Consider the following 17191-nt stretch of genomic DNA (forward strand, 5'->3'; position numbering starts at 1 on the left):
GGTTAGCTGTTCACCCGGCCGAGGTAGTCGCTCGTACGGGTGTCGACCTTGATCTTCTCACCGGTGGTGATGAAGAGCGGGACCTGGATCTGGTGACCGGTCTCCAGCGTGGCCGGCTTGGTGCCGCCGGTGGAGCGGTCGCCCTGGACACCCGGCTCGGTCTCCTGGATGACCAGCTCGACGGCGGCCGGGAGCTCGACGAAGAGCACCTCGCCCTCGTGCTGGGCGACGACGGCCGTGAAGCCCTCGATCAGGAAGTTCGCGGCGTCGCCGACGGTCTTCCGGTCGATGTGCAGCTGGTCGTACGTGTCCATGTCCATGAAGACGAAGTACTCGCCGTCCATGTACGAGAACTGCATGTCGCGCTTGTCGACAGTGGCCGTCTCGACCTTGACGCCGGCGTTGAAGGTCTTGTCGACCACCTTGCCGGACAGCACGTTCTTGAGCTTGGTGCGCACGAAAGCGGGGCCCTTGCCGGGCTTGACGTGCTGGAACTCGACGACGGACCAGAGCTGGCCGCCTTCGAGCTTGAGCACCAGGCCGTTCTTGAGGTCGTTCGTGGAAGCCACGGTTGCGGAATCTCCTGGACTGACGTGGACGACCCCGGGGCACGCACCTTCCTTATAGTGCGAGCAGCTCCTTGGTCGTGATGGTGAGTAGCTCGGGTCCGCCGTCCGCCTCGGGGCGCACGACGAGCGTGTCATCGATCCGGACACCGCCCCGGCCCGGGAGGTGGACCCCCGGTTCGACGGTGACCGGCACGCAAGCGTCCAGTTTACCCATGGCTGAGGGGGCCAGCTGCGGCTCCTCGTCGATTTCGAGTCCGACGCCGTGCCCGGTGAGGGGTTGCAGGCCCTCGGAGTGGCCCGCGGAGCCCAGCACCTGCCGGGCGGCACGGTCCACGTCACGGTAGGCGGCGCCGGGTACGAGGCTCTCCCGGCCGGCCCGCTGGGCGGCGAAGACCAGGTCGTAGAGCTCGATCTGCCAGTCGGCGGGCGAGGTGCCGATGACGAAGGTACGGCCGATCTCGCAGCGGTAGCCGCGGTAGGTGGCGCCGAGGCAGACGGAGAGGAAGTCGCCCTCCTCGACACGGCGGTCGGTGGGGCGGTGGCCGCGGCGGCCGGAGTTGGGTCCGGTGGCCACGGAGGTGGGGAAGGCCCGGCCGTCGGCGCCGTGGTCGACCAGGCGGCGCTCCAGCTCCAGGGCGAGGTGCCGTTCGGTACGGCCGACGAGGATCGACTCCAGCAGCTCGCCGAGGGCCTGGTCGGCGATCTCGGCGCCGATGCGCAGGCAGGAGATCTCCTCCTCGTCCTTCACGACCCTGAGCTGTTCGACGGCGGCGCCGAGGTCGGTGAGACGCAGGTGCGGGGCGACCGAGCCGAGGGCGCGGTGCCGGGCGACGGTGAGGTGGTGCTCCTCGACGGCGAGGACGTCGGCGTCCTGGGCGGCGGCGAGGTCGGCGGCGGCCACGGCGGGGTCACCGCCCGGGCCTTGCAGGAGGTGCTGCCGGAGGGACTCGTCGGGGCGGGCCTCGGTGGGGTGGTCGTCCGGCGGGCCGGGGCAGACGAGGAGGTCCTCGCGCTTGCCGAGCAGCAGGACGGAGCCGTGGGGGGCGGCGCCGGCGAGGTATCTCACGTTGGCGGGGTGCGAGATGACGGCGGACTGGCTGCCCGCCGCGTTGCAGCGTTCCCTCAGCCTGGTTCTGCGGGCCGCGTACACGTCTGACATGAGTCGAGCGTAGGAGGAAGGGGCGATTTATGCCGGTTGAGGGGGGCCGAGTGGGGTGGCGGGGCGCCGCTGTCGAGTGCGGGTGCGTGGGTGGGTTTTGCGCAGTTCCCCGCGCCCCTCACCACACAGGCCGCCTTTCGGCTGCCGGTCGGTGGGGGTTGAGCGCGCCCACGCTGGGTTGTTCCGCTGGTCGCTGGTTACCAGGTCGGGGGGCTGGCTATGGCCCTGGCCAGGACCTCGTCGAGGACCCTGGCTGTGGCGGGGACGTCCAGTTGGGAGTTGTCGATGATGGGGAGGCCGGAGCCGTACCAGCCGGCCATGCGGCCGTGGATGCGGGCGACCTCTTCGTCGGTGAGGCGGCGGTTGCCGCGGCGTTCGGCGTTGCGCTCGAGCACGATGTCGAGGCCGGGGAGGAGGACGACCGGGAGGAGGCCGGGGCCGACGTGGCGCTTCCAGCCGCCGAGGCCGACGACCGGGCGGTCCGGGAAGACCGCGTCGTCGAGGATGCACGAGATGCCGTTGGCGAGGAAGTTGCGGGCGGCGAAGCCGCAGGTGCGGCGGGCCAGGCGGTACTGGGCCTCGGAGTTGTCGTTCCAGCCGGACTGGGGGTCGGCGAAGCCGGAGCGGACCCATTCGCGGACGTCGTCGAGGCTGATGTGGGCCGTGGGGACCCGGCGGTGGTCCGCCCAGTACTTGGCCACGCTGGTCTTGCCCGCGCCGGCCGGACCGATCAGGAGGACGGCCAGGGTGGTGGCGGTCGGGTCGGGCGCGCTGGTCGCCGCCGGGGGTGCGGTGGGTATGCCCACCGGGGCGCCCGGCGGCAGCGGGACGTGGCCCGTGGTGTCGGGCGGCGGCGGGGCCGAGGGCGGTGGCGGAACCGTCGGGTGCGGCGGCGCGGCCGGTGGTGGCGGCACGGGCGCGGAGCCCTGGGGCGCTCCCGGGTGCTGTGCGGCCGGCTGCCAGCCGGTCGGTCCCTGCCCCGGCTGATGGGGCGGCGGCAGCGGAGATCCCACTGCGTGCTGCATCCGGTGCCACTCCGTCTCGTCATGTTCGGCTGCGCTCGTTACCGAACGGTACCGCCCCCGGTCGTCGTTTGGTGAAACGGCCGGGGGCGGCCCGAAGTGCCCGTGCCGCGAGGCGGACCTACTGGCCGACCTCGCCGTACGCGGCGAGCAGCACGGCCGGGTCCGGGCCCTCCAGGACCGTCGGCTTGGCGAGGCCGTCCAGGACGATGAAGCGCAGCAGGTTCCCGCGGGACTTCTTGTCGACCTTCATCGTCTCGACCAGCTTGGGCCACTGGTCGTAGCGGTAGTGCAGCGGGAGGCCGACCGACTCCAGGACCGTGCGGTGGCGGTCCGCCGTCGCGTCGTCCAGGCGCCCGGCCAGCCGGCCCAGCTCGGCGGCGAAGTGCATGCCGACGGCGACCGCGGCGCCGTGCCGCCACTTGTAGCGCTCGTTCTTCTCGATGGCGTGGCCGAGCGTGTGGCCGTAGTTGAGGATCTCGCGCAGGCCCGACTCCTTGAGGTCGGAGGAGACGACCTCCGCCTTCACCCGAATGGACCGCTCGATCAGCTCGGCCGTGTGCGGGCCCGCCGGGGTGCGCGCGGCCTCGGGGTCGGACTCGATGAGGTCCAGGATCACCGGGTCGGCGATGAAGCCGGCCTTGATGATCTCGGCGAGCCCGGAGACGTAGTCGTTGACCGGGAGCGAGTCCAGCGCGGCGAGGTCGCAGAGCACGCCCGCCGGCGGGTGGAAGGCGCCGACCAGGTTCTTGCCCTCGGCCGTGTTGATGCCCGTCTTGCCGCCGACCGCCGCGTCCACCATGGCGAGGACGGTGGTCGGGACGGCGATCCAGCGGACCCCGCGCAGCCAGGTGGCGGCCACGAAACCGGCCAGGTCCGTGGTCGCGCCGCCGCCCACGCCGACGATGACGTCGGAGCGGGTGAACCCGGACTGGCCGAGCGCCTTCCAGCAGTAGGCGGCGACCTCGGCGGTCTTGGCCTCCTCCGCGTTGGGCACCTGGATGGCGACGGCCTCGTAGCCCTGCTCGGCCAGATCGGCCCGCAGCGCGTCGCCGGTCTCGGCGAGCGCCTCGGGGTGGACGATCGCGACCCGCTGGGCCTTCTCGCCGACCAGTCCGCCCAGTTCGCCGAGGAGTTGACGGCCCACCAGGACCTCGTACGGCTCGGTGCCCGCCGTGCCGCCGACCTGGATCCGGGTGACTGCCTCGCTCATGCTTCCTTCAACTCCAGTGCGTCCAGGGCTGCTTGGGTGACCTCTTCGGGCGTACGGTCGTCGGTCGCCACGACCGCCACGGCGACCTCCTCGTACAGGTGCCGCCGCGCCTCCATCAGCTCGCGCCACTGCTTGCGCGGGTTGAGGGCGAGCAGGGGCCGGGCCGCGTTCAGGCCGGTGCGCTTGACGGCCTCCTCGACGTCCATCGAGAGGTAGACCACCCGCTGCCCGGCGAGCAGCGCACGGGTCTCCGCGTCGAGGATCGCGCCGCCGCCGAGGGCGAGGACACCCTCGTGCTCGGTCAGCGCAGTGTGCACCGCCCGCTTCTCGATGGCCCGGAAGGCGGGCTCGCCCTCGGCCACGAAGATGTCGGCGATGGTGCGGCCCTCGGCGGCCACGATGTCCTCGTCGGTGTCGCGGTAGCCGACGCCGAGCCGCTCGGCGAGCAGCTGCCCGACCGTGGACTTGCCCACGCCCATCGGCCCGACGAGCACCACCATCGGCACTCCGCTGCTCACCGGATGGCCAGGTTCTCGAGGTACGACCGCACATTGCGGCGGGTCTCGGGGACCGAGTCGCCGCCGAACTTCTCGGCGACCGCGTCCGCGAGGACGAGCGCGACCATGGCCTCGGCGACGATGCCGGCGGCCGGCACGGCGGAGACGTCGGAACGCTGGTGGTGGGCCTGGGTGGCCTCGCCCGTGGTGACGTCCACGGTCCGCAGGGCGCGCGGCACGGTCGCGATCGGCTTCATCGCCGCGCGGACGCGGAGCAGCTCGCCCGTGGAGAGTCCGCCCTCGGTGCCGCCGGCCCGGCCGGAGACCCGTCGGATGCCCTCGGGCGTGCCCACGATCTCGTCATGTGCCTTCGAGCCGGGCACCCGGGCCAGCTCGAAGCCGTCGCCGATCTCGACGCCCTTGATCGCCTGGATACCCATCAGGGCCCCGGCGAGGCGGGCGTCCAGCTTGCGGTCCCAGTGCACGTGCGAGCCGAGCCCGACCGGGACGCCGTAGGCCAGCACCTCGACCACACCGCCGAGCGTGTCGCCGTCCTTGTGGGCCTGGTCGACCTCCGCGACCATCGCCTTCGAGGCGTCCGCGTCCAGGCAGCGCAGCGGGTCGGCGTCCAGCTTCTCGACGTCGGCGGGGGTGGGGTACACGCCCTGCGGGGCCTTCACGGAGCACAGCTCGACGACGTGCGAGACGATCTCGATGCCCGCCGTCTCCTTCAGGTAGGAGCGGGCGACGGCGCCGAGCGCGACCCGTGCCGCGGTCTCGCGGGCGGAGGCGCGCTCCAGGACCGGGCGGGCCTCGTCGAAACCGTACTTCTGCATACCCGCGAGGTCCGCGTGGCCGGGACGCGGGCGGGTCAGCGGGGCGTTGCGGGCCAGCCCGGCAAGGATCTCCGGATCCACCGGGTCGGCCGCCATCACCTGCTCCCACTTGGGCCACTCGCTGTTGCCCACCATGATCGCCACCGGGGAGCCCAGCGTCAGCCCGTGCCGGACACCGCCCAGGAAGGTGACCTCGTCACGCTCGAACTTCATGCGCGCACCACGGCCATAACCGAGCCGCCGCCGCGCGAGATGGTCCGCGACCATCTCCGTGGTGATCGGCACGCCGGCGGGAAGGCCCTCCAGCGTCGCGACAAGTGCGGGACCGTGGGACTCCCCCGCGGTCAGCCAACGCAGCCTGCTCAACGATGCTCCTCAGTGCTCGCGCCCTGGTACTACTGCCCTGCGTACGCGCGTCCTCGCGTACGGCGACGGCCCGACCGGGTGCGCGGCCCCGGTCCGCCGCCTCCGATCCTCCCACGTCCGGCCACCGAACCCGGCCGCCGGTCCAACAGTCGGACGCGAATATGTCAGGTCAGCGCTCCGCGGGCGCGGCCTCCGCCGGCCCTCAGCGCTCCGCGAGCGCCTTCTCCCCGGCCCGGCGCATGACGTCCACCGGAGCCGGAGCGCGGCCGGTCATCTGCTCGACCTGGAGCACGGCCTGGTGCACCAGGAGGTCGAGGCCGCTCACCACGGCCCCGCCGAACATGGACCAGCGGGCGGCGAGGGCGGTGGGCCAGGGGTGGTAGAGCACGTCGAAGAGGGTGGTGGGGCGCTCCGGTACGGCGGTGGCGAGGACGTCGGTGCTGCCCGCGGGGGTGGTGGCGATCACCAGGGGGGCGTGCAGGGCCTGTTCGGCGTCGGCCCAGTCGGCGGTGCGCACCTCGACGTCGAGCCGCTCGCCCCACTCCCGCATCTCGGCGGCGCGGGCCTCGCTGCGGACGTAGGCGACGACCTCGCCGGTGCAGATCCGGGCGAGCGCGGCCAGCGCGGAGGAGGCGGTGGCGCCCGCGCCCAGGATGGCGGCGGAGTCGACCTGTTCGATTCCGTGCTCGCGCAACGCGGCGACCATGCCCGGGATGTCGGTGTTGTCCCCGACGCGCCGTCCGTCCTCCGTGAAGACGACGGTGTTGACCGCGTCGACGGAGGCCGCCGTCTCGCTGATCTCGTCGACGAGCGGGATGACCGCCCGCTTCAGCGGCATGGTCAGCGACAGCCCCGCCCACTCCGGTCCCAGCTTCCCGAGGAAGCCGGGCAGCCCGGCCTCGTCGACCTCGAAGCGCTCGTACGACCAGTCGGTGAGCCCGAGTTCGGCGTACGCGGCCCGGTGCAGCACCGGGGAGAGGGAGTGGGCGATGGGCTTACCGAGCACGGCGGCCCGGCGGGCATCGGTTGCCCGAGGTGGCATCGAATCTGTCCTTGTGCAGGAGCGGGGCCGCGCTGCTGGCGCGCGCGGCTCAGCTCTTCTTCCGTGAGGCGTTCCACTCGTTCACGAGCTTCTCGTGCTCGGCGAGCGTCTTGGTGAACTCGCTGGTCTTGCCGTCCATCGAGATGAAGTAGTACCAGCCGTCGTCGGTCGGGTTGAGCGCGCCCCGCAGCGCCTCCTCGCCGGGGTTGTCGATGGGCCCGGGCGGCAGTCCCTTGACGTAGTACGTGTTGTAGGGGTTGTTGTAGCGGCGCAGTTCGGCGATCGACAGGTCGATCTTGCTCTGGTTCTTCACGTAGTTGTACGTGGAGTCGAACTCCAGGGCGCCGTAGGTCTCGGGGTTTCCGGGCTTGAGGCGGTTGTAGACCACCTCGGCCATCTTGCGGAAGTCGTCGTGGCTGGTGCCCTCGGCCTGCACCAGGCTGGCCACGGTGAGCAGTTGCCAGGGCCCGTCGAGGCCGAGGCCGGCGGCCTTCTTCTCCAGGCCGAGCGTCTGGAACTGGTCGTTGGCGCGGGCCACCATCTCGGTGAGGACTGCCTTGGGCTCCTGCCCCTTCGAGACGGCGTAGCTGGAGGGGTAGAGGAATCCTTCCAGCGGGTCCTTCAGGTTGGCGTGGTTCAGCGCCCACTTGGGCAGGCCGAGGGACTTGTAGTCCTTCTTCGCCACGGCCGCGGTGGTGCCCTTCTTCACGGCGAGCCGCTTGTCGATCATTTCGTAGACCGCGGAGTTGCGCAGGCCCTCGGCGATGACCAGGTTGCTGTGGCTCTTCGGGTTGAGCATCAGCTCCACGGCGCTGGCCGCGGACATCTCCTTCTGCAGCGTGTAGACGCCGTCCTGGATGGTCTTGCCGTCGGGGTTCGCCGTCTGTGCGGAGACGAAGGCGTCGACGCTCTCGACCACGCCGGCCGCCTTCAGGATGCGGCCGATGTCGTAACCGCCCGCGCCCTTGGGGATCGAGACGGTCGTGGTCTCGCCGTTGCCGCTGCCGGCGTAGTCCGGGGACGCGCCGAAACGATTTTGGTAGAAGTGCCAGCCGTAGTAGCCGACGACGCTCGCGCCGCCGCCGAAGACCAGGCAGACCACCAGGCAGGCGCAGCCGCTGCGGCGTTTCTTGGCGCCCTTGCCGCCTTTGGCGTCCTTGCCCCGGCCCTTGTCGCGGCGCCCTTTCGGGTCGTCGCCGTCCTCGCCGTCGTCGCCGTCGTCATCGGCGCCCGTGAAGAAGGGGTGCTGCTCCTCTTCCTCATCCTCGATCGCGGGCTCCGGCTGCGGTTCCGGCTCGGGACGCCGGCGGCCGGGGGGCTCCGGCGGCGGGTAGGCGTCCTCGGTGCCGTAGAAGTCGGGCTGCTCCCCGCCGTAAGCCACGGGCTGCTGGCCGTAGGGGTCGCCCGGGTCGGCGGCGTAGGGGACCTGGCCGTGGGTGCCGGTCGCGTCCCAGCCGCCCTGGTGGTATTGGGGGGCATGCCCGGCGTACTGCTGGTCGTACTGCTGCTGGTCGTAGTGCTGCTGGCCCTGTCCGTCGGCGTACCGGAGGTTGCCCTGTTCGTCGTAGTACGTGGCGTACTGCTGCTGGTCGTAGCCGCCCTGCGGGTGCTGGTCCCAGTCGCCGTACTGCTGCTGCGACTGCTGCGACTGCTGTGGGTAGTGCTGTGGCTGGCCGCCGTAGGGGGACTGCTGGCCCACGTGGGCCTGCTGTCCGCCCCATCCGTCGTCCCCGTACAACGGGTCCTCCGGATGCCACGGTTCGGAGCCTTGGCCCCGGCCATACTCAGTCATCGATCCCCTAGAGCCGCGAGGCGGTGCGGTGCGCGGCTGATGGGGCCGGTTCCCGTTCCGCCTCTTGCTGTGCGGTGGCTGTTCGAAAACCATCGCATCGCGCGGAACGTTACCGTATCGCGATCAGATGACTACTTCGACGCCCTCGCCGGGTGGTTTACCTGACACCCGTTCGGATTCCAGTGCCTGCTGAAGGATGATGACCGCCGCGGCCTGGTCGATGACCGAGCGGCCCTTCTTGGCCTTCACTCCAGAAGCGCGCAGTCCCTGGCTCGCCGTTACCGTCGTCATCCGCTCGTCGACCAGCCGGACCGGCACCGGTTTGATGCCCTTGGCGAGTTCCTGGGCGAAGGCGCGGACCTTGACGGCGGCCGGCCCCTCGCCCCCCTTCAGGGAGCGAGGGAGTCCGACGACGACCTCGATCGGTTCGTACTCCTCGACCAGTTGCCGCAGCCTGCGATGGGCGGCTGGGATGTCCCGACCGGGGACGGTCTCGACCGGGGTGGCGAGGATCCCGTCGGGGTCGCACGAGGCGACCCCGATCCGGGCGTCCCCCACGTCGATCGAGAGTCGACGTCCTCTGCGCATTTCCGACCGTTTCCTTACTTCGCGGTCTCGGTCACCAGACGCTCGACGGCGTCGATGGCCTCGCCGATCGCGGCCGGGTTCTGGCCGCCGCCCTGGGCGACGTCCGGCTTGCCGCCACCGCCGCCGCCGAGCGTCTTGGCGGCGGTGCGGACCAGGTCACCGGCCTTGAGACCGCGGTCGCGGGCGGCGTCGTTGGTGGCGATGACCGTGAGCGGCTTGCCGTTGTTGACCGTGAACAGGGCGACCACGGCGGCGCGTCCGCCCTGGATGCGGCCGCGCACGTCGAGGACGAGCTTGCGCAGGTCGTCCGGGGTGGTGCCGTCCGGGACCTGGCCGGTCACCACGGCGATCCCGCGCACGTCCTTGGCGGACTCGACGAGACCGGCGGCGGCCTGCAGCACCTTCTCCGCGCGGAACTTCTCGATCTCCTTCTCGGCGTCCTTCAGCTTGCCGAGCATGGCGGAGACCTTCTCCGGGAGCTCCTCGGGGCGGCCCTTGATCAGCTCCTGGAGCTGGGCGACGACCGTGTGCTCACGGGCCAGGAAGTTGTAGGCGTCGACCCCGACGAGGGCCTCGATACGACGGACGCCCGAACCGATCGAGGACTCGCCGAGCAGCTTCACCAGGCCCAGCTGGGAGGTGTTGTGGACGTGCGTGCCGCCGCACAGCTCCTTGGAGAAGTCGCCGATGGTCACCACGCGGACCCGCTCGCCGTACTTCTCGCCGAACTCGGCGATGGCGCCCTGCTTCTTGGCCTCGTCGATGCCCATGATCTCGGCGCGCACGTCGAGGTCGCGGGCGAGCACCTCGTTGATCTTCTGCTCGACGTCGGTCATCACGGCCGTCGGAACGGCGGACGGCGAGCCGAAGTCGAAGCGGAAGCGGCCGGGCTGGTTCTCGGAACCGGCCTGGGCGGCCGTCGGGCCGAGGGCGTCGCGCAGCGCCTGGTGGGTGAGATGGGTGGCCGAGTGGGCACGCGCGATGGCGGTCCGGCGGCGCTGGTCGATCGAGGCATGGGCCTTGGCGCCGACCGTCACCTCGCCGACCTGGACGACGCCCTTGTGGACGTACACGCCCGGGACCGGCTTCTGGGTGTCGCGGATCTCGATGACGGCACCGGTGTCGACCTTGATCCGGCCGGTGTCGCCGATCTGGCCGCCGCCCTCGGCGTAGAACGGGGTGCGGTCCAGGACGATCTCGACCTCGTCGCCCTCGGTGGCGGCCGGGGAGGAGACGCCGTCGACGAGGATGCCGACGATCGTGGTCTCGCCCTCGGTGTCGCTGTAGCCGATGAAGTCGGTCTCGCCGGTCTTGTCGGCGATCTCGCGGTAGGCGCCGGCGCCGGCGTGTCCGGTCTTCTTGGCCTGGGCGTCGGCCTTGGCGCGCTCCCGCTGCTCCTTCATCAGGCGGCGGAAGCCCTCCTCGTCCACGGAAAGGCCCTGCTCGGAGGCCATTTCGAGGGTGAGGTCGATCGGGAAGCCCCAGGTGTCGTGGAGCAGGAACGCCTTGTCGCCGGCGAGGACCGTGCCGCCGGACTCCTTGGTCTCGGTGACGGCGGTGTCGAGGATGTTGGTGCCGGCCTTCAGCGTCTTGAGGAAGGCGTTCTCCTCGGCGACGGCGACCTTCTCGATGCGCTCGCGGTCGGTGACCAGCTCCGGGTACTGCTGGCCCATCATGGCGATCACGGTGTCGATCAGGTCGAGGACGACCGGACCGGTGGCACCGAGCAGGCGCATGTTGCGGATGGCGCGGCGCATGATGCGGCGCAGCACGTAGCCGCGGCCCTCGTTGCCGGGGGTGACGCCGTCGCCGATGAGCATCACCGAGGTGCGCATGTGGTCGGTGACGACCCGCAGCGAGACGTCCGAGGCGTGGGCCTCGCCGTAGTGGACGCCGGTCAGCTCGGTGGCCTTCTTGATGACGGCCATCGAGGTGTCGATCTCGTACATGTTCTGCACGCCCTGCAGAATCATGGCGAGACGCTCCAGGCCGAGGCCCGTGTCGATGTTCTTGCTGGGCAGCTCGCCGAGGATCTCGAAGTTGTCCTTGCCGATGCCCTCGCCGCGCTCGTACTGCATGAAGACGAGGTTCCAGATCTCCACGTACCGCTCGTCGTTGACGGCGGGGCCGCCCTCGACGCCGAACTCGGGGCCGCGGTCGTAGTTGATCTCGGAACAGGGGCCACAGGGACCGGGGACGCCCATGGACCAGTAGTTGTCCTTCATGCCGAGGCGCTGGATGCGCTCCTTCGGCACACCGACGACGTCGTGCCAGATGCGCTCGGCCTCGTCGTCGTCCTTGTAGACGGTGATCCAGAGCTTCTCCGGCTCCAGGCCGTAACCACCCTTGTCCTGGGGGCTGGTGAGCAGCTCCCAGGCGTACTTGATGGCGCCTTCCTTGAAGTAGTCGCCGAAGGAGAAGTTGCCGCACATCTGGAAGAAGGTGCCGTGCCGGGTGGTCTTGCCGACCTCTTCGATGTCCGGGGTGCGCACGCACTTCTGCACGCTGGTGGCGCGGTCGAAGGGCGGCTTGACCTCACCCAGGAAGTAGGGCTTGAAGGGCACCATGCCGGCCGGGACGAGGAGCAGAGTCGGGTCGTCCGCGATGAGCGACGCCGAAGGGACGACGGTGTGCCCGCGCTCCTCGAAGAAGCTCAGCCAGCGGCGGCGAATCTCTGCCGACTCCATCAGTGGTCCTCATTCCGGTTGTGCGAGTACCTCGTGGTGTCGAGGTGCTTCGGGTTGCTGCGGTTCTCGATGGCGGCGAACCGCCGGGGCGCGGGGAGCTCGGGGTCCGCGTTGATGCCCAGCGCGTCCCCCAGCTCCTCCTCCCGCTGGGCCATGTTGTCGCGGACGTCGAGCGCGAACCCGACCGCCCGGTCCTTGATCCGGTGGCCGGTCTCCAGCGCCTTGTTGGCGGCGGTGGCGGCGAGGCTCTCCGGGGTCAGCTGCTTCAGCTTGCGGTTGACCTTGGTGGTGGCCCAGACCCCGGCGGCGACACCGGTGGTGAACCAGAACGTACGGCGGAACATATGGCCTGGCTCCTACTTTCCCCGGTTCTTCCGCCGTGCGGCCGGGACCGTCCGGCCCACGATCACGGTACGCCTGGGCTCCTTCACGGGCACGTCCGCCTTGCGGCCGGACAGCGCCCGGCGCACGCCGTAGCCGAAGGCCGCGACCTTGACCAGCGGGCCGCCGAAGGTGGAGGCGACGGTGGAGGACAGCGCGGAGGCGTTGGACGTGACCTCCTGGACGTCCGAGGCGATCGCGTCGACCCGGTCGATCTGGGTCTGCGCGGAGCGCACGGCCGCGGAGGCGTCGGCGAGCAGCGGGACGGCCTGGTCGGTCACGTCCGCCACGAGCTTGGTGGTCGCCTTGAGCGTCTGGGCCAGCCTCGCCAGTGCGACGGCGAGGAAGGAGACCAGGATCGCCCAGAAGACGGCCACCAGGATCCCGGCCACCTCTCCACCGGACACTGCGCGCACCCGCTCCCTGAAACGTGCCTCAACATCGAAAAGTCTGCACCGAGCCTATCGCGCCGGGGGTGGGGCTCCGTACCGGATTACCGCGCGTGGCAGGCGGAGTTCCGGGAAGCGACTGTACGGACCGAACACGGTTAAGTACGCTCCGTGTCCCATGCGAGGTCCTCAGCGCCCCGGCTCTTCGGCGGACGGCAATCTGCCCCTGGAACTGACCGCCTTCGTGGGCCGGTCGGCCGAACTGGGCGAGCTGGCCCGGGCCCTGGAGTCGGCCCGGCTGGTGACGGTGACCGGGGTCGGCGGGGTCGGCAAGTCACGGCTCGCGGCCCGGGCGGCGGCCGACGCGGCGCCCCGGGGCGGGGTGTGGCGGGTGGAGCTGGCACCGGTGCGCGATCCGGACTTCGTGGAGTACGCGGTCGTGGAGGCGCTGGACCTGACCGACCACACCACCCGGCTGCCGCGCGAGGCGCTGCTGGAGCACTTGGCCGGCCGGCGGATCCTGCTGTTGCTGGACGGGTGCGAGCACCTGGTCGACGCGTGCGCGGAGCTGGTGGCCGAGCTGCTGCGCCGGCTGCCCGACCTGACCGTGCTGGCGGTGGGGCGGCGGCCGCTCGGGGTGGCGGGCGAGCGGCTGTTCCCGCTGGCGCCGCTCGGCGAGGACGAGGCGGTGGAGCTGTTCGCCGAGCGCGCCGGGCGGCAGGGGCTGGACGTGGGGGACCGCGCGGACGTGCGGGAGGTGTGCCGGCGCCTGGACGGGATCCCGCTGGCGATCGAGCTGGCGGCGGGGCGGCTGCGGGCGCTGTCGCCCGGGCAGCTGCTGGAGCGGCTCGACGACCGGTTCCGGCTGCTGACGGGCGGCGGGCGGGACGGGCTCGCCCGGCACCAGACGCTGCGCACGGCGATCGGCTGGAGCCATGAACTGTGCACCCCTGCCGAGCGGTTGCTGTGGTCGCGGCTGTCGGTCTTCGCGCAGACCTTCGAGCTGGAGGCCGCCGAGTACGTGTGCGGCGGGGAGGGGCTGGCGGCCGAGGACGTCCTGGACGTGCTGGCGGAGCTGCTCGCGCAGTCGGTGGTGGCGCGGGAGGAGACCCCGACAGGCGTGCGCTACCGGATGCTCGACACCGTGCGGGCGTACGGCGCGGACTGGCTGGCGGCGACGGGGGACGCGGGCCGGCTGCGGCGCCGGCACCGGGACTGGTTCATGGGTCTGGCGACCTGGTGCGAGCTGGACTGGTTCTCGCCCCGGCAGGGCGAGGTGGCCGCGCGGGTCGAGGCCGAGCTGCCGAATCTGCGGGCCGCCCTGGACCACTGCCTGACCGAGCCGGACGAGGCGCATCTGGGCCAGTACCTGGCGGGCTCGCTGTGGTTCTACTGGGCGGGCTGCGGCCGGCTCTCGGAGGGCCGGCGCTGGCTGGAGCGGAGCCTGGAGCTGGACTCGGAGTATCCGCAGTCCCGGCTGAAGGCGCTGTGGGTGCTCGGCTATGTGGCGATCCTCCAGGGGGACGCGGTGCCCGCGCTGGCCGCGCTCCAGGAGTGCCGTGAGGAGGCCGAGCTGGTCGCCGACCCGACGGCGGTGGCGTACGCGGAGCACCGCACCGGCTGTCTGGCCCTGGTCACCGATGACATGCCCCGCGCGGAGACGCTGCTGCGCTCGGCTCTCGACCGCTACCAGGAGATCGGCGAGCTGAACAGCAATGTGCTGATGGGCCAGGTCGAACTGGCGATGACCCGGGCGTTCCTCGGTGATCTGCCGGACGCGGTACGGCTGTGCGAGGACGTGCGCCGGGTGTGCGAGGACCACGGCGAGCACTGGGCCCGCTCGTACGCGCTGTACGTCCTGGCGTACGCGGCCTGGCAGGACGGCGACCACCCGGCCGCCCGCGAACTGCTGACGGACTGTCTGCGCCATGCGCACGGCTTCCGTGACCTGCTGGGCTCGGTGCTGTCGATCGAGCTGCTCGCCCTGGTGACGGTGGCACAGGGCGATCCGGCGGAGGCGGCGGTGCTGCAGGGCGCGGCCGGGCGGATGTGGCCGTCGGTGGGACTGCCGTTGTTCGGCTCGGCGTACTACAACGCCCCGCACGAGCTGTGCGAGTCGACGGCCCGGCGGGCGCTGGGCGACGAGCGGTACGCGGAGTGCGTACGGCAGGGCACCGGGCTGGACCGGGAGGCGGCGGTGGCCCGGGCGCTGGGGTACTTCGGGGCCCGGCCGCTGGAGGCGATGCCGACGCCGCGCGGACCGGTGCGGCAGCGGCGGGACGCCGCCGACATGCGGAAGCCCGCCGCCTCGCCCACCCGGAAGGGCGGGGAGACGGCGGGCTGACGCTGAGGTGCTACACCCTGCCGGTGATCAGCGGGCGTAGTACTCGACGACGAGCTGCTCGTCGCAGATGACCGGAACTTCCTTGCGGTTCGGCTCGCGGTCCAGGCGGAACGCCAGGGCCTTGAGGTTCACCTGCAGGTAGCGGGGGGTCTCGCCGTCGGGGGCGAAGCCACCCTCACGGGCGATCTGGAAGAGCGTCTTGTCCTTGGAACGGTCGCGGACCTGCACGACGTCGTCCGGGCGGACCCGGAACGACGGCTTGTCGGTCTTCTGGCCGTTGACCTGGATGTGGCCGTGGACGACCATCTGGCGGGCCTGGTAGATCGTGCGGGCGATGCCCGAACGCAGGACCAGCGCGTCGAGGCGGCGCTCCAGCTCGACGATCAGGGCCTCACCGGTCTTGCCCTGCACCTTGGAGGCACGCTCGTAGGCACGGACCAGCTGACGCTCGGAGATGTCGTACTGCGCGCGCAGACGCTGCTTCTCCAGCAGACGGACCTTGTAGTCCGAGTTCTGCTTGCGGCCGCGGCCGTGCTCACCCGGCGGGTAGGGACGGGCCTCGAAGTACTTGACGGCCTTCGGGGTCAGCGCGATGCCGAGGGCACGCGACTTCTTGACCTTGGGGCGGGACTGGTTCGCCACTGTCTCTTTCTTCCTTCTGACTATTCGGCTTGTCAGGGTTGAGGGAGGTCGCAATCCGCAGCCGGGGAAACCCGCCGGGACCCGTTGCCGGGCCTGGTGGGCAGCCGCTCCCCTGGTCTGGGCACATACGTGCAGCACGCGAGTGGCCCACCGACCGGTCCCGTCGTGCGACGGATGGTGGTGGGCTGCCCGCGACACCGTTCGACGGTGCGCGACGCTCCTGGATCCCCCTTGCGGAGGTTCCGGCTGGTTGTCCCGCTCTGACAGCGCGGGACTCAGCGCTTCGAGGGATTCTACAGGCTGCTCAGGACCGCCTGCGACCGAGGTGGTTCCGGGTCCACTCCACGGCGTCGGCGTAGCGGGCCTCGGCGCCGTGCCGGGTCGGGGTGTAGTACTCGCGGTCCTTGATCGGGTCCGGGGCGTACTGCTGCTCGGCGATGCCCTCGGGCAGGTCGTGCGGGTAGACGTAGCCCTGCGCGTGGCCGAGCTTGGCGGCGCCCTTGTAGTGGCCGTCGCGCAGGTGCGGGGGCACCTGGCCGGCCAGTCCCTTGCGGACGTCCTCCAGAGCGGCGCCGATCGCCATCGTCGCGGAGTTGGACTTGGGGGCCAGCGCGAGGGCGATGGTGGCGTGGCTGAGGGTGAGGGCGGCCTCGGGGAAGCCGATCATGGCGACGGCCTGGGCGGCGGCCACGGCTATGGGCAGGGCGTTCGGGTCGGCCAGCCCGATGTCCTCGCTCGCCGAGATCATCAGCCGGCGGGCGATGAAGCGGGGGTCCTCGCCGGCCTCGATCATCCGGGCCAGGTAGTGCAGGGCCGCGTCCACGTCGGAGCCCCTGATGGACTTGATGAGGGCGCTGGCGACGTCGTAGTGCTGGTCGCCGTCGCGGTCGTACTTCACCGCGGCGCGGTCGACGACCTCCTCCAGGGTCTGCAGGCCGATCTCCTGCTCGCCCTTGTCGAGGGCGGCCCCGGCGGCGGCCTCCAGGGCGGTCAGGGCGCGGCGGGCGTCGCCGCCGGCGATCCGCAGCAGGTGTCCCTCGGTGTCCTCGGGGAGGGTGACGGCGTCCTTGAGACCGCGTTCGTCGGTGAGGGCCCGGCGCAGCAGGCCGCGCACTTCGTCGTCGGTGAGGGGTTCGAGGGTGAGGAGCAGCGAGCGGGAGAGCAGCGGGGAGATCACCGAGAAGTACGGGTTCTCGGTGGTGGCGGCGATCAGGGTGACCCAGCGGTTCTCGACGGCCGGGAGCAGGGAGTCCTGCTGGGCCTTGCTGAAGCGGTGGATCTCGTCGAGGAAGAGGACCGTCTCCTTGCCGTATCCCCCGGTGGCGCGGCGGGCGCCGTCGATGACCGCGCGGACCTCCTTGACCCCGGCGGTGATCGCGGAGAGCTCCACGAACCGCTTGTTGGTGGCCTTGGAGACGACGTACGCCAGGGTCGTCTTGCCGGTGCCGGGCGGCCCCCAGAGGATGACGGACGAGGGTCCGGCGGGACCGCCGCTGCCCTCGCCGACCAGTCTGCGCAGCGGGGATCCCGGCTTCAGCAGGTGCTGCTGGCCCACCACCTCGTCGAGGGTGCGCGGGCGCATCCGCACCGCCAGGGGACTGCCGGTCGGGTCCTTCTCCTGGCGTTCTTCGGCGGCTGCGGTGAACAGGTCGGGTTCCACGCTG

15 protein-coding genes are annotated in these 17191 nt (G+C 71.2%); 1 reads left to right on the plus strand and 14 read right to left on the minus strand.

Going from position 1 to position 17191, the window contains the following annotated elements:
- Nucleotides 1–2: 2 nt before the first annotated feature.
- From efp to ACFZDK_RS15285, 12 genes are all read right to left on the minus strand, one after another.
- A complete protein-coding gene (gene efp / locus ACFZDK_RS15230; protein ID WP_351487768.1) occupies nt 3–569 on the minus strand; it encodes an elongation factor P in 567 nt (188 codons plus the stop codon).
- A gap of 52 nt (nt 570–621) precedes the next feature.
- Complete coding sequence (locus tag ACFZDK_RS15235) at nt 622–1728, minus strand: M24 family metallopeptidase (RefSeq protein WP_390972702.1); 1107 nt, start codon at nt 1726–1728, stop codon at nt 622–624.
- A gap of 197 nt (nt 1729–1925) precedes the next feature.
- On the minus strand, nt 1926–2753 hold the full coding sequence (locus ACFZDK_RS15240) for a Pro-rich N-terminal domain-containing protein (RefSeq protein WP_390972704.1): 828 nt from the start codon (nt 2751–2753) through the stop codon (nt 1926–1928).
- A 118-nt stretch (nt 2754–2871) separates the two neighbouring features.
- Entirely contained in the window at nt 2872–3963 is a 1092-nt protein-coding gene (gene aroB / locus ACFZDK_RS15245) for a 3-dehydroquinate synthase (RefSeq protein ID WP_365685147.1), read from the minus strand.
- Nucleotides 3960–4463 carry a shikimate kinase gene (locus ACFZDK_RS15250; protein ID WP_390972707.1) on the minus strand — a complete coding sequence of 168 codons (504 nt, stop codon included), beginning with the start codon at nt 4461–4463 and terminating at the stop codon, nt 3960–3962. The genes aroB and ACFZDK_RS15250 overlap by 4 nt, the downstream gene beginning before the upstream one ends.
- A gap of 14 nt (nt 4464–4477) precedes the next feature.
- Nucleotides 4478–5662, minus strand: coding sequence for a chorismate synthase (gene aroC, locus ACFZDK_RS15255; RefSeq protein WP_390972708.1), 1185 nt, complete (start codon nt 5660–5662; stop codon nt 4478–4480).
- Between the two features lie 202 nt (nt 5663–5864).
- On the minus strand, nt 5865–6704 hold the full coding sequence (locus ACFZDK_RS15260; RefSeq protein WP_390972710.1) for a shikimate dehydrogenase: 840 nt from the start codon (nt 6702–6704) through the stop codon (nt 5865–5867).
- Nucleotides 6705–6753: 49 nt separating this feature from the next.
- Nucleotides 6754–8496 (minus strand): endolytic transglycosylase MltG, encoded by a 1743-nt coding sequence (gene mltG, locus ACFZDK_RS15265; RefSeq protein WP_390972712.1) that lies wholly within the window; start codon nt 8494–8496, stop codon nt 6754–6756.
- 123 nt (nt 8497–8619) lie between these two features.
- Complete coding sequence (gene ruvX / locus ACFZDK_RS15270) at nt 8620–9084, minus strand: Holliday junction resolvase RuvX (RefSeq protein ID WP_123978522.1); 465 nt, start codon at nt 9082–9084, stop codon at nt 8620–8622.
- A 14-nt stretch (nt 9085–9098) separates the two neighbouring features.
- Complete coding sequence (gene alaS / locus ACFZDK_RS15275; RefSeq protein ID WP_390972714.1) at nt 9099–11771, minus strand: alanine--tRNA ligase; 2673 nt, start codon at nt 11769–11771, stop codon at nt 9099–9101.
- Nucleotides 11771–12115: a hypothetical protein gene (locus ACFZDK_RS15280; protein ID WP_390972715.1), complete on the minus strand. Its 345-nt coding sequence runs from the start codon at nt 12113–12115 to the stop codon at nt 11771–11773. The genes alaS and ACFZDK_RS15280 overlap by 1 nt, the downstream gene beginning before the upstream one ends.
- Nucleotides 12116–12127: 12 nt before the next feature.
- Nucleotides 12128–12568 carry a DUF948 domain-containing protein gene (locus tag ACFZDK_RS15285; RefSeq protein WP_390972716.1) on the minus strand — a complete coding sequence of 147 codons (441 nt, stop codon included), beginning with the start codon at nt 12566–12568 and terminating at the stop codon, nt 12128–12130.
- Between the two features lie 151 nt (nt 12569–12719).
- Here ACFZDK_RS15285 and ACFZDK_RS15290 point away from each other — a divergent pair, with 151 nt between their 5' ends.
- Nucleotides 12720–14885, plus strand: coding sequence for an ATP-binding protein (locus ACFZDK_RS15290; RefSeq protein WP_390972718.1), 2166 nt, complete (start codon nt 12720–12722; stop codon nt 14883–14885).
- A 27-nt stretch (nt 14886–14912) separates the two neighbouring features.
- Here the strand turns inward: ACFZDK_RS15290 and rpsD are convergent, their stop codons facing one another.
- On the minus strand, nt 14913–15527 hold the full coding sequence (gene rpsD, locus ACFZDK_RS15295; RefSeq protein WP_093505354.1) for a 30S ribosomal protein S4: 615 nt from the start codon (nt 15525–15527) through the stop codon (nt 14913–14915).
- 304 nt (nt 15528–15831) lie between these two features.
- Entirely contained in the window at nt 15832–17187 is a 1356-nt protein-coding gene (locus ACFZDK_RS15300; RefSeq protein ID WP_390972721.1) for an AAA family ATPase, read from the minus strand.
- Nucleotides 17188–17191 lie beyond the last annotated feature (4 nt).

The organism is Streptomyces sp. NPDC007901, assembly GCF_042959465.1.
Classification (GTDB): Bacteria; Actinomycetota; Actinomycetes; order Streptomycetales; family Streptomycetaceae; genus Streptomyces.

Bases quoted from the DNA above. Each gene is read 5' to 3' on its own strand.
- ACFZDK_RS15235 (WP_390972702.1), bottom strand. From the start codon at position 1,728: ATGTCAGACGTGTACGCGGCCCGCAGAACCAGGCTGAGGGAACGCTGC.
- mltG (WP_390972712.1), bottom strand. From the start codon at position 8,496: ATGACTGAGTATGGCCGGGGCCAAGGCTCCGAACCGTGGCATCCGGAG.
- ACFZDK_RS15290 (WP_390972718.1), top strand. From the start codon at position 12,720: ATGCGAGGTCCTCAGCGCCCCGGCTCTTCGGCGGACGGCAATCTGCCC.
- ACFZDK_RS15280 (WP_390972715.1), bottom strand. From the start codon at position 12,115: ATGTTCCGCCGTACGTTCTGGTTCACCACCGGTGTCGCCGCCGGGGTC.
- ruvX (WP_123978522.1), bottom strand. From the start codon at position 9,084: ATGCGCAGAGGACGTCGACTCTCGATCGACGTGGGGGACGCCCGGATC.
- ACFZDK_RS15250 (WP_390972707.1), bottom strand. From the start codon at position 4,463: ATGGTGGTGCTCGTCGGGCCGATGGGCGTGGGCAAGTCCACGGTCGGG.
- ACFZDK_RS15260 (WP_390972710.1), bottom strand. From the start codon at position 6,704: ATGCCACCTCGGGCAACCGATGCCCGCCGGGCCGCCGTGCTCGGTAAG.
- alaS (WP_390972714.1), bottom strand. From the start codon at position 11,771: ATGGAGTCGGCAGAGATTCGCCGCCGCTGGCTGAGCTTCTTCGAGGAG.
- ACFZDK_RS15240 (WP_390972704.1), bottom strand. From the start codon at position 2,753: ATGCAGCACGCAGTGGGATCTCCGCTGCCGCCGCCCCATCAGCCGGGG.
- aroB (WP_365685147.1), bottom strand. From the start codon at position 3,963: ATGAGCGAGGCAGTCACCCGGATCCAGGTCGGCGGCACGGCGGGCACC.